Raw genomic sequence first — 12,505 nt, 5'->3', positions numbered from 1 at the left:
TCTATAAGAGATATCCGATGGATTCAAAATATTGATACCAGATAAATTACGCCGTAATCATAACGGTTTGATCGCGTAAATCTTTCTCATCATAATCGATGACATCCACATCCATGACCTCGACATCCATTGGTTTTAAATTCAAATTTCTCCCTTTTCTTCTGGCTTCCCTAAAGAAACCATAGTTTGCCTCATCTGAACAATGATAAATGGCTTTCGGTTTACGATCCTCTATAGCCTGTTCAAGCTCACGCATCAATTTCATACCGCCATGCTGAAGTTGGTACACATCGTCCGTTTGCGGTTCATCTATAAGCACTGGTTTCGGATTTTCATCCGTATTTTCTTCCATGTATGGAGTATCAAGATTTGCAAAAATTTTCGAAGTATAACCACCAATTGATTTGGCTTTTACCAAAGTACAATTCATTTCTCTCAACTTCCAGGAGAGATCATCAAACATAGCTGGATTTGAGCATTCGCTTTTTACCACTTCAATCTCGGAAAGCATTTCAACAATTCTCTCATTTTGAAAAGGAGATAATTTGAGAACCGATTGATTTTCTGATAGCGTCGATTCAACAAAACTTACCAAACGTTCTGAATTCTTATCCTTATGAAACTGCTTGGCAATAGGGCCACCATGAGTTGTGATAAGTTCTTCATACTCTCTCAGGAGAGTTGTGTATTCGAATATGCTTTGTGGAAGATAAACATTCTTCATATACTCATAGTAGGGTTTTGACCAGGAAGTCCATTCATGTTGCATACGATTGAGCAATTTATTATGTTCCAAATCCAATTGATGTAACTTATCCTGAATTCTTTCAAAATCGCTGACAGAGTTATCGTAAGAGTCTTTAGTGTATATCTGAACCGTGAGCAGTGATGGTAATGCGGGTATCAAAGTAGTTTTGAATTTTCTTTTTAAATCAGTGTGTGCGTTGTATGTCGTTGAGAGATTGAATAATCGCTTAAATTTTTCTTCACAATCTTTAAAAATCAATCGGCTCTCGGAACTCAATTTCTTCCAATCAATGGAGCTAGGGAGGTTATTGGATATTAGTCCAGTATAAATTGCTCCCGCACCAAACAAATCCCCTTTAAGATAGCAAAAATTCATTAGTTGAATATACATATCATAATAAAAAACCCGCAGAGTAGGATCTTCTTGCTGCATCACCGAGAAATTAATCAATGCAGATAAATTGTTAAAGTAATCACTCATCCCATCGATATTTTGAAATTTCTCTCGCAAATCTCCAGGTTTCTTTTCCTTAAAATAAATGAGTTCTTCTCTGGTAATTTTGGTAAGTAATAAGCGAGAATGATCCCTTATGGATTCACTTAAATTATCTAAAAATTGCTGAACTTGTAATGTAATCGCAGTTCTGTCTTTTTTATCATGTTTATAAATTTGCTCGAAAAGATTATTGAGATCATTTTCCATCTCGCGGTATGCATTGCTATCTAAAATTTTAGGCATATTGATTTCTCTACTATTAAAATAAACAATTAATGACAATAAATTACTTTTATTTATCAAAATGCAAAAATATTATACAAAACTCCTATCTGTGGGCAAAAAATGACATTATGCTCTTTGGAATTGCATCAATCCGTAGGTATTGCTAATCATAAATTTATGCTGTCCTGAGTCACCTGAGTCAAACGAGATTCGATGATTAGAGGCATATTTCCTCAACCAGCGCTTACACTAACCAAACTTTGACTAGAGAATTCATGATGGTGTACATCTTCCTTAGAGCAAAATGGCTCTCTTACTTCAGGTATCGTGTTAAAAAATCTATGCTGATGGGATAATATATCTCCGGATTCAGTATATCCCGTTTTTCTATCCCACTCTTTTTTCAGAGGATGCTTTTCTTGTTGAGGAATAGTTAAATCTACTTTTTTCGCGGTTTCTGTCGATTTCAGTTGAGCATTATATTTCTTTTCGAAACTCTTTTCTGCCTCATGAAGATGACCGGAACACAGACTAGGGGATGTTTTTCTAGCGTAAGCCCCTTTTTCAGACAGATACTCGATTAATTTATCGGCATTACCATCCTCCCAACTGAGACCGGATGTTAACGGGCCATCTTCATTATCTTCATGATGTAATAATACAATTTTATCATCCATAATGGGCATAGCCATTTGTTCCATGACACTCAAGCCACCTCCACGGATAACCACGCAGTTACTTCGGGTCATTATCGGTGCCATTTCGACATCAGATTGATTCCCGAGGAGAATAATTTTCCTACGTATCTCTTCACGCCTGGAGGCAGGGTAAGAATTGATGATCTGATCGATGCGTTTGGCAATGGAATCATTAAGCCCACCGAAAAGAAAAATATGATCATACCCTTGATTCAATAAATACTTCGCATAATCAGCGGAAGCATTTGCTGCCAGAGAGCCTATCATGATGGAAGCAATTTTAGCATGCGATTTGATTGTAATTTTTTCTTTACCATTCAGTACTGGCAGTGCGTTTTGTTTTTCCTTTTTATAAACATTAAAGTGCAAATCAAATGACTGGCTCTTATCCAGGTACTTTGTCAATGAAGGGTCTTTAAAGGCATTGCGAATCATTGGGTTATTACGTGGATCAATATTATGAACCGCTTTAAAGCCTTGTTCTTTACCAAAATGCGCCTCTTTAAATGGTTCGCTCATATTCACTGCATGTACCTCCATCAATTGCCTTTGCTCTGCTGTGAGTTCCTCCAAATTATTCATAAAATGAATACAACCCAGTGAAGGTAAATCGGTCATGTACTGATCAATAGTAATAGGCTGATAGGAAGTTCTCCTTTCAGCATTGTATACAGGCAAAAATACCGTATTGTAGTATTTAACGGCATCGCAAATAGCTCCCAAAGAGAGTGCCTGTGTGGAAATTAATCTTGTGTAAGGAGTATTCTGTTTCGCAGCACGCATAAGGCGTTGTAATATATTTTGATAGACTATATTCCTGTTATCCTCTTCAACATGTCCCTTGAAGCTTATCATGGTTTGAATGTCTTCAATACTGGAAGTCAAGTGAGTCGCATTATTGAACGCGGTGTATTCATATCCCTCAGGGTATATATCCAACAGCATATCCACATAAGGACGGGTTCTGCCTGTTTCAATTCCATTTTCATTTTTGGTTTCACTTTGCTGTATTTTGGACATTTGATCCCAGAAGATGGAGGAACTCGGTAAAACGGGATATCCTATAAACCTCATAACTCCTTTCAGTATGTCCTCCAGGATAGGAAGAGAAGTAAACCAAACGCCAATACGAATCAGAGCAGATGTAATTGAGAAGGGCTTGTTTTTGTAGAGCTCGGCATGATGCTGCGTAATGACAACATTATCTTTTTTACTCTGTAAGTCATTAATGATGCCATGAGTGGCGGAGATATGTCCTGTTCCCCCACTGCTGGCAATAATTAAGGGGTGCTCTGTATCTTGAGACGGTTGAGGTAGAATCTCCTCTATATCCTTTCCCTCCTCTTCAGCCAAAGCAACTGGCCGTGCAGCACGATCCAATTGAAATTTTTCCCGCAAGCGGTCAAGGAAATAATCATGATTGGTATATTCCTCGCTATGACCAAGCTCTGCAACCAAATCTTGTCGGGAAATAAAATGCGGGCCTTTGTATTTTGGATTTTTTAAAACACTTTGACTTGGTTTAAAATGGTGAGAAAACTGATCATCACACAGAATTTGTTTTTCTTCCTCAGTAAGCGACTGATCAGTGGATAATTTGTATAAAATAGAATTAATTTGAGAGTCAACTAATGCTGCAATGGAACAGAAGTGATCGTGAATTACTCCATCGTACAAGCCATTGTCTTTATCCCGAACAACAGAATACATTTTATCCTGAGTAGGTATTCTATTCCAGGCTTTGGTAACATCAACTGGCCATCCTGCCATCCAAATTAAAGGCGTGAGTAAAACATAAACTACACCAGCCAGTACAAAACGACCATAAGTTAAAGGACTCCACCAATTTGCTGTTTGTAATTCAGGTACAATAAAACCAAATACGAGAGAAGAAAGAGAAGTAAAAGAGCGTTCATTATTCAACTTGACTTTCATGCCCTTCTCATGAAGTTTTGCTGTAGCAATTGTTGCTACCGCTCCACCTATACACATACCGTCAAGACAGATATTCCTAGGGTCGGCACCAAGACTAATTAATCTTTGAACCTGAGCCAGAATATCATCGACAAGATTATTTTCTGTCCAGACAAGACCGCGACTGTAATCCACACCTCTGTAATTGAAACTGATGGCCGTGGCGCCCAGATTTTTTGCCGTATAGTTTAAATCCTTTATCCAATTAATGAAATTCTGATCCCGCGCAATACAGGTAATAATAAACTTGCGCTCACCCATTGGTTTTTGTTCTTCTTCTTCACCTGTGACTTGCACTGAATCTAATTCACTTCCATCAGGGGTTTTTAAGGTGAAAAATTCAATATTAGGTTTGCGTTTTGTTATATATGAAACATGGCCGTATTTTTCATGCAGTTGTTCATATACATATCCTCTCATTTTAGGGTCCAGGAACTCTAACCCTTTGAGATGAATTTTTGACCAATCGAATGCTCTGCCTTTGCAATACTTTTGTTTTGATTTGCCCTGAACAAGCGCATCAATCTCGGCAAGCAAATTGTTCACATGATTGATATCATTCTCATTATCGTAATGTAACCTTGTACGTAATCTTGGTGTTACAAAAGGAAGAGCCGCAATGGTATTGGCTATTTTAATCAGAGTGTCATTAAACCATTTGTGAGGAGGCCGTTTTTTGAAATTAACGACAACAATATCATCCTCTGGACGATTGCTTGTTTTAGTAAGATGTATTAAACGTTGTTGTGGCACATTATTAGGATTTAATGCCACATGAGTAATATTTCGTGCGAGGAAAAAAGAAACGATCCAACCAGGTAGTCTAAATGGGGCCTTCAGAATATCCAGTATATGTTGCCAGAATGTTTTTTTTTCTTTTTCAAGACTGTAGTAGTTGTATTTTTTATGCATATTAGCTTCTAAAAATTAAATAAACTAAAGTGGCACTATACATTGCAATCCTATAGGGTTAACAGATATGCAAACAAATAGTAAAAATTGTGGACATTTTATCATGTTTTATGACACTTATACAATCAGAAAAATAGATCTTAACTTCAACTTGATTGAAATGTTAATTGATCATCAATTTACTGAAGAGATTAAACTCCAGCTTATTTTCAAACATAGGCTCCTGCAATTTATCACAGATAGCGTTCTCATAAATGGCATTTCATATAAAAATGCTAGGATAGTACCATTTGGGATTCAGTGAAAAGAACCATTATTGTTACTTTGTAAAAAAATCAATAAATCTTCGTATCTTAGGCTGTAAATATCGGCTTGCCTGATAATAGAGATACACCGATAAATTGGACTCCCGGAATTCAGGCAAAATCTCAATGAGGCGCCCATCTTGTAATGCTTCAGCCACTATGTATTCATGTAATTTGATAATCCCTATCCCAAGTATGGCGCACTCACACAAGGCACGACTGTCATTGAGCCATAACACAGGTTCAACATAAATCTGCTCGCCGCCTTTAAATGTAATCAAATTATCAGGATTTCGCATGCTATGGGTTATATAGCGATGCTTCGCAAGATCGGAGGGTATTTTCGGAATACCATTTTTTGCCAGATAATCTGGTGATGCACAAAGCACATATCGTGTTGTAGAAACTCGCTTACGCACCAGCTCTGGTGGGCCCTCCATGGAAACACCAAAAAGCACATCAACGCTTTCCTGGGCTAAATCAGGAAATCTTTCTGCCAATTCAATTTTAATCTGCAATTTTCGATTTAAATCCATGAATTCTGGTAAATAAGGGAGAATAAATCTCATAGCAAAATAACGACTACTCGTGACATTTAATATGCCCACCGCTTCATTATGGCTATTAGCAATCGCGATGTCTGCCTCATTCAACTCCAAAAGAGCCTTTTTGCATTGCTGATAATAGCGAGCTCCAATCTCAGTTAATGATAATTTTCTAGTTGTTCTGACCAACAGCTCTGCTTTTAGTTCGGCTTCAAGACGAGCAATCTGCCTACTAACAGCAGCTGTAGATACACCAAATTTTCTTGCAGCTGCTGCAAAACCATGCTCTTCGACAACAGCAATAAAGTAAGTAATTTGATCAAATTTACTCATGATTTCAATTTAATTATTGCAATATAGTTAATAGTTGTTAATTTATTATGATATTGTTAATTATTTTGTCAATAATTATACTGTTCTTAACTGTTAATCGTTAAACATATTCTTATCATGTATCCAAAAAATGAACTCTCTTTCATTACCTTACTGTTGTTAATTTCTTTTGCTTCCGTGAATGCAGTCTTATTTACACCGGCATTGCCCAATATCACTTTATTTTTTGGTATAACAGAACATACTGCACAACAGACTATCACCAGTTTTTTGATTGGTTATGCCTTGGGGCAACTTATTTATGGCCCTATAGCGAATCGCTATGGAAGAAAAAGAACACTTTATATCGGTATTAGCTTACAAATTATAAGCAGTCTTTTATGTGTATTGGCCGGTTTTTTTTCCATGTATTCATTACTTGTTTTAGGGCGGTTTTTATTGGCTCTAGGATCCGGCGTAGGACTGAAAATGGCTTTCACTTTGGTTAATGAATCCTATGAACCCAAATTAGCCACACAAAAAACCGCCTATCTGATGCTGGCTTTTGCGATAGCACCCGGTTTGAGTGTTGCAATTGGCGGCATTTTAAACTCCCATTATGGCTGGGAAAGTTGCTTTTATGCAGGAACTGCTTATGGAGTCATTCTGCTTGCTATGGTCAGACAGCTTCCCGAAACACAAAAAAGTCTTCAACTTGACGCTTTTCAAATGAAGCATCTGTTTTATGGATATGTAAGTCAATTTAAAAACAAACCATTAATCTCTGGTGGAGCACTAATGGGTGGTGCATCCTGTTTTGTCTACATTTTTGCAGCAACAGCACCATTTATTGCCATCAATTTGCTAGGAATGAGTACAACAGAGTATGGCTTTGCCAATATTTTACCCTCCTTAGGTCTGACCCTGGGCTCAGTCCTGTCTGCTCAATTTGCAAAAAAATACTCGCAACGTGCAGGAATCCAATTAGGTATTTCAATCTCAGGGTTTGCCGCACTGGCGATGATGATGGCGGCATTAACCCATCATTCAGCGCTCATCAAGCTCTTTCTTCCTATGATATTCATATATCTGGGACTATCTTTTATTTTTGCAAATGCTTCGACATTTGCCATGAATCATACCTCCGATAAAGCCCATGGCTCCGCTGTAATGAACTTCATCAATATGGGATTGGTTACAGTGGTTATCTTGGGATTAAGCTTACTACCAATGTCACAATATTTATTGCCAGCAATTTACATTCTTCTATGCATTTTAATGATGGGATTATTCTTTTCTTTCATAAAAAGTAATGAAATAATTTCTTATACCGACAAAAACAAGGAATCATGATGAGTATACAATTGAATCATACTATCGTGTGGGTAAAAGATCGTGATAAATCGGCTCGCTTCCTTACAGAGATTTTGGGCTTACCTGAAGCAATTCCATATGGCCCATTTATGGTAGTTGAGATGAGTAACCATCTGAGCCTTGATTTCTGTAAAACAAATAAAGAAATTACTCCCCAACATTATGCCTTTTTAGTAACAGAAACTGAATTTGATGACATTTTTAAGAGAATTTGTGAACTTAAAATAGATTATTGGGCTGATCCAGGACAAACCCGATTAGGTCAAATGAATTATAATGATGGGGGGCGAGGATTATATTTTAATGATCCTAATGGGCACCTTCTTGAAATCATTACGAAACCTTATGGTAGCGGGTCTTAAAAATACGCCGGGATTTCCTTTGATATCAAATTCCTTTATCAATTAGTGAGCTAAAATATACAAGTTTAAAAATCAAACCATTTTATTGTAAATTATTAAGCAAATTTGAACTGTCAATTATGCTAATTCCTTGTTTTATAAATTCTTTTTTTATTTTTATGAAATCATACTTCACAAGCGCTTGAGTTGCATCCTCAATCAAACAGCAATTAAATCCCTCACTAAAAGCATCTTTGATGGTAAGATAGACACAAATATCAGCGCACAAACCACAAAAATAAAGCTTTTTAGCGCCTTTTTCGCGCAGATAACCAGCAAGTCCTGTAGTTTTCTGATGCAAATTGTCATAAAAACCACTGTAGCTATCTATATTGGGGTCTGTTCCTTTTCTAAAAATGGCTTCAATAGGATTAGTATTCAATTGCGGATGAAATTGAGCTCCAATGCTGCCCTGAACACAATGGTCGGGCCATAAAGTTTGTTCAATATTTCCCAGTTTGATTTTTTCAAAAGGTTTCTTGCCACTATGACTGGAAGCAAAACTGATGTGATTAGAGGGATGCCAATCTTGTGATGCAACAATCAGATCAAAATAGTGCAAAATGCTGTTAATAACGGGAACAATAGCATCACCATTCGGTACTCCCAATGGTCCGCCAGGCATGAAATCATTTTGAACGTCGAGGATGATTAAAGTTTTCATAAAACTACCTTGAGTGTTCAGCTATCAGTTGATCTCTCTTCATCTTAAGCTCGGTACTTAAACCCACCTTATAGGTATGAGGATTAATAAAACGCTTATATTCCAAAGGCAATCGATCAAAACATTGCTGGCTAAACCTGGCTATTTCTCCAAGTGATTTTTTAGGTAGTAACCGTTTGCCGTTTTCCATCACTTTATGCAGTAATGCCTCTTTTTTATAGTGCTTTATCGAAAGCGATTTTAAAATTTCAAAAGGATGATGCATCATATCAATTTTTTTTTCCGTTTTGAGACCGACAACATCCGCACCTCGATACATCCCATCTCTTTCGAATACCCTGTATACTTGTTTTTGATAAGGAATGGTGATCTTTGCAGGGGTATCCGATAATTTAATCCTGGGTTGACCATTTACAAATGCCAATTTATAAACCCCGTCAAGAGCCGCATCGGGAGCGCCAATCGCAAGATTGGTTCCCACACCAAAAGCATCAATAGGCGCATCCTGCTCTAACAAATTTTTGATAACATACTCATCGAGTTGATTGGAAGCTGTAATAGCCACATAATTTAAACCAGCCTCATCCAACATGTGGCGAGCCCTCTTGGCTAACCATGCCAAATCACCACTATCCAAGCGAATACCTTTGAGTCTATGTCCTTTCCTCTCCATTTCCTTAGCTATTTTGATTGCATTAGGAACACCACTTTGCAAGGTATTATAAGTATCTACTAACAAGATGCAATTCTCCGGCCAAGCTTCAGCATAATCAAAAAAAGCGTGTATCTCGTTATCGTAACTTTGGATAAAAGAATGAGCCATAGTACCCGATACAGGAATTGAATAATCACGTCCTGCTCTGACATTGCTTGTCGAATCAAAACCACCAACTATAGCTGCACGGCTTGCAAAATACCCTCCAGCACCCTGTGCTCTCCTTAATCCAAAATCAATTAAAATACGCTCTCCGGCAACCTGCCTGATGCGCCTGGCTTTTGTCGCAATAAGTGTCTGAAAATTAAGTATATTTAATAATAAAGTTTCTATGATTTGTGCTTCAATCAAATTGGCTTCGATACTAACCACGGGCCGAGTGGGAAATACAACATCTCCCTCGAGCGACGCATACAACGCGCCATTGAACTTGAACTGCTTCAAATAGTTAATAAAATCAGGATGCATATTCTGATGTTGTAAAAACTCTATATCTTGTTGTTCAAAACGAAGTTGCTCCAAAACATCCAGTAAATCCTCCAGACCCGCAAAAATCGCATAGCCTCCTTTAAAAGGAAGAGCACGAAAAAAATAATCAAATGTCGCTATATGCTCATGATATCCTTTTAAAAAATAAACTTGAGCCATAGCCAATTGATATTGATCAGTGTAGGTTCCTGTGATGTTTATCATGTATATCCTTGTCGATTGAATTGCATTTATTTTGACTATGCGTGGTATAAGTTAAAAAATTAATATGGAAGATAACCGGTCTAGTTCCTTTTATTCTTAAACAAAGACAAAATCGCTCTGGTGAGTTCTCTAAAAACTTGACGTACCACTTGTCGGAATAAGGTGTTTTTACTTAAATTATTCAACACGGAGGAATTGTTTTCTTTCTGACTGGTCTGTTGTTTTGCAACTTGTTGGCCAGAGGTTAGTTCAGACAATTTCTCTTTCGCAGAGGGCACATCGATCATTTGATAATATTTAGCGAAAAGGAGTGATTCATTCACTAAAACTTTTAATTCCTCATTGCTTAAAGTCCCCATACGCGATTCAGGTGCTCTAATCATCGCATGAACTAAAGGCGTCGGTTGACCCTTGGTATCCAAAGCACTCACTAAAGCTTCCCCTATACTTAAAGTCGTAAGTAGTTGCTCAGTATTATAGTAATTAGATACTGGAAAATTCTGCGATACCAATTTTAAAGCTTTTCGATCTTTTGCAGTAAAAGCACGTAATGAGTGTTGGATTTTTAACCCCAATTGGCTTAAAACAACCTCAGGAATGTCGTTAGGCGTTTGAGTACAAAATATCAAACCAATTCCTTTAGATCGGATTAACTTAACTATTGTTTCTATTAAATTAAGCAATGCTTTACTGGAATAATTAAAAATTAAATGCGCCTCGTCGATAAAGAGAACCAGCCGTGGTTTGTCAGGATCACCTAATTCCGGCATTTGGCGGTAAACATCAGACAGCAATTTCAGCATAAAACTGGAAAATAATTTAGGTTTTTCCTGCATATTTAATAATCTTAGTATCGAGATAACACCATGGCCATTTGCGTCGGTTCTCAGCAAATCCTGAATGACAAAGGAAGGTTCACCAAAAAATTGTTTGCCTCCCTGAGACTCGATCTCGATGATTTTACGAACAATAGTCCCAATCGATGTGGAAGCTATTCCTCCATATTGGGCAGCAATCAGCTGGTTGCCTCTATCCGTTTGGGCAAATTGGAGCAAAGATTTAAAATCATCCAAATTAACCAAATTCAGTTGATTCGCCTTGGCATACTCAAATAATACAGTGACAACACCTGCTTGAGTGTCATTCAGATCCAGCATCAGCGAAAAAAGCAGGGGGCCAAAATCATCAATTCTCGCACGTAATGGAACCCCGGGGTCTTGTGGAGTCAGTGTCAATAACTCTACTGGAAAACCTCGGGGAGTAAAATCGATACCTAACTGCTGACCTCTATCCATTAATTTAGTAGAGGTTTCACCTGGAATAGCCAAGCCAGAAATATCCCCCTTAATGTCCATCACTAAACTGGGTACACCATTTAGGGATAATTGCTCAGCCAATACCTGCATGGTTTTCGTTTTACCTGTTCCGGTAGCACCTGCAATTAAACCATGCCGATTAAAAGCCTTTAACACTAAGTGAATAGGCGTTTCAGAGAGTAATTGACCATTTAAGACAATGCCACCCAATTTTAAAGAGGGTAGGCCGGTAGACACATAGGGCTTCCATAGATCATCATACATAATGCTTATCTTCTTGATAATAAGAGTTTTTAAAAGTATAGAGGATTCATTTTTGATTCACCAACTTTTAATCTGTCTTGAGAGCTCTTTAACATTGAGTCTGGCAGGATGTGTTGAAAGCAAGCATAAATGACACTAGGAAAGAATGAGTTGCTCTTTGCGTAAATCCACTTTTAATTTTTCAAACAAATTACTAAACGTTTCACTAAATTGAAAATAAGGGTATTTTGTTTTCTCAAGTTGCGCCATTGAAATATTAAAAGGGATATAAGATTGTTTTGCCTGGAGACGTTGGAAAATTGGACAAATCGCATCGGCTGCTTTAGCAATTTTTGCCTCAAGACTTTTTCTTTCTTCAAACTCATGCCATAAACTATCCAATTCTATCCCAAATGAAGGATAGACAGCTCTTAGTTTTTCAAGCGCTTCCAATTCAACTTTTTCCTTATCCTTCCTTGCTTCCAAATCAAAAGCCAGAACATCTCCAGCATAAATTTCAACGACATCATGGATAAGAACCAATTTAATAGTTTTTAATTCATCGACCTCTGTAAATTCTCTTTTTAATTCATTCATGAGAATAAGGGTTATCATAGAGGCCGACCAGGAATGCTCCGCTGTGCTTTCATTCCGTTGTGGAGTAGTTACGGTATTGCGAAACACCGGCTTCAACTTATTTATTTCCATAATCAGTTGATACATCTTTTCAATTTTTTCCATAGCTTCATTCATTAAGCGCTCAAAAATAAACTACATTAATGGATTTTGATTTTATACTCATTTAGGCTTAAATTCACTTTTTCGTGCCCAAAGCAGAATCTGAATTATATATAGGGATAGAATCAAAACAAGACGAAAGCCAAA

General features: G+C 37.3%; 9 protein-coding genes. 2 read left to right on the top strand and 7 right to left on the bottom strand.

All coding sequences use genetic code 11. The annotated features are described in order from the left end of the window. Nucleotides 1–46: 46 nt before the first annotated feature. The 3 genes from OQJ02_RS01425 to OQJ02_RS01415 form a co-directional block, all read right to left on the bottom strand. Complete coding sequence (locus OQJ02_RS01425) at nt 47–1,546, bottom strand: RasGEF domain-containing protein (protein WP_265717572.1); 1,500 nt, start codon at nt 1,544–1,546, stop codon at nt 47–49. Between the two features lie 155 nt (nt 1,547–1,701). Beyond that, the gene (gene sdbA / locus OQJ02_RS01420) at nt 1,702–5,052 is read right to left on the bottom strand and encodes a Dot/Icm T4SS effector SdbA (RefSeq protein WP_265717571.1); all 3,351 of its coding nucleotides are present in this window, start codon (nt 5,050–5,052) and stop codon (nt 1,702–1,704) included. Nucleotides 5,053–5,371: 319 nt separating this feature from the next. Beyond that, nucleotides 5,372–6,235 (bottom strand): LysR family transcriptional regulator, encoded by an 864-nt coding sequence (locus tag OQJ02_RS01415; RefSeq protein WP_265717570.1) that lies wholly within the window; start codon nt 6,233–6,235, stop codon nt 5,372–5,374. A gap of 117 nt (nt 6,236–6,352) precedes the next feature. Here OQJ02_RS01415 and OQJ02_RS01410 point away from each other — a divergent pair, with 117 nt between their 5' ends. Together OQJ02_RS01410 and OQJ02_RS01405 are read left to right on the top strand one after the other, a co-directional pair. Further along, nucleotides 6,353–7,567, top strand: a complete 1,215-nt coding sequence (locus OQJ02_RS01410) for an MFS transporter (RefSeq protein WP_265717569.1) — start codon at nt 6,353–6,355, stop codon at nt 7,565–7,567. Beyond that, nucleotides 7,567–7,950, top strand: coding sequence for a VOC family protein (locus OQJ02_RS01405; RefSeq protein ID WP_265717568.1), 384 nt, complete (start codon nt 7,567–7,569; stop codon nt 7,948–7,950). The genes OQJ02_RS01410 and OQJ02_RS01405 overlap by 1 nt, the downstream gene beginning before the upstream one ends. 82 nt (nt 7,951–8,032) lie before the next feature. On the opposite strand, the gene pncA is transcribed toward OQJ02_RS01405, so the two are convergent. The 4 genes from pncA to OQJ02_RS01385 form a co-directional block, all read right to left on the bottom strand. Next, nucleotides 8,033–8,653 carry a bifunctional nicotinamidase/pyrazinamidase gene (pncA, locus tag OQJ02_RS01400; RefSeq protein WP_265717567.1) on the bottom strand — a complete coding sequence of 207 codons (621 nt, stop codon included), beginning with the start codon at nt 8,651–8,653 and terminating at the stop codon, nt 8,033–8,035. Between the two features lie 4 nt (nt 8,654–8,657). Further along, on the bottom strand, nt 8,658–10,061 hold the full coding sequence (locus tag OQJ02_RS01395) for a nicotinate phosphoribosyltransferase (protein ID WP_265717566.1): 1,404 nt from the start codon (nt 10,059–10,061) through the stop codon (nt 8,658–8,660). A gap of 80 nt (nt 10,062–10,141) precedes the next feature. Then, nucleotides 10,142–11,641, bottom strand: coding sequence for a helicase HerA-like domain-containing protein (locus tag OQJ02_RS01390; protein ID WP_265717565.1), 1,500 nt, complete (start codon nt 11,639–11,641; stop codon nt 10,142–10,144). A 135-nt stretch (nt 11,642–11,776) separates the two neighbouring features. Beyond that, on the bottom strand, nt 11,777–12,373 hold the full coding sequence (locus tag OQJ02_RS01385; RefSeq protein ID WP_265717564.1) for an HD domain-containing protein: 597 nt from the start codon (nt 12,371–12,373) through the stop codon (nt 11,777–11,779). Nucleotides 12,374–12,505 lie beyond the last annotated feature (132 nt).

The organism is Legionella sp. PATHC032 (assembly GCF_026191185.1).
Classification (GTDB): Bacteria; Pseudomonadota; Gammaproteobacteria; order Legionellales; family Legionellaceae; genus Legionella.
The sequence above is the reverse complement of the archived record's forward strand: the minus strand, read 5'-3'. Positions and strand labels throughout refer to the sequence as shown.

Coding starts and splice junctions, on each gene's coding strand:
- sdbA (WP_265717571.1), bottom strand. CDS start 5,052: ATGCATAAAAAATACAACTACTACAGTCTTGAAAAAGAAAAAAAAACA.
- OQJ02_RS01415 (WP_265717570.1), bottom strand. CDS start 6,235: ATGAGTAAATTTGATCAAATTACTTACTTTATTGCTGTTGTCGAAGAG.
- OQJ02_RS01410 (WP_265717569.1), top strand. CDS start 6,353: ATGTATCCAAAAAATGAACTCTCTTTCATTACCTTACTGTTGTTAATT.
- OQJ02_RS01405 (WP_265717568.1), top strand. CDS start 7,567: ATGAGTATACAATTGAATCATACTATCGTGTGGGTAAAAGATCGTGAT.
- pncA (WP_265717567.1), bottom strand. CDS start 8,653: ATGAAAACTTTAATCATCCTCGACGTTCAAAATGATTTCATGCCTGGC.
- OQJ02_RS01395 (WP_265717566.1), bottom strand. CDS start 10,061: ATGATAAACATCACAGGAACCTACACTGATCAATATCAATTGGCTATG.
- OQJ02_RS01390 (WP_265717565.1), bottom strand. CDS start 11,641: ATGTATGATGATCTATGGAAGCCCTATGTGTCTACCGGCCTACCCTCT.
- OQJ02_RS01385 (WP_265717564.1), bottom strand. CDS start 12,373: ATGAATGAAGCTATGGAAAAAATTGAAAAGATGTATCAACTGATTATG.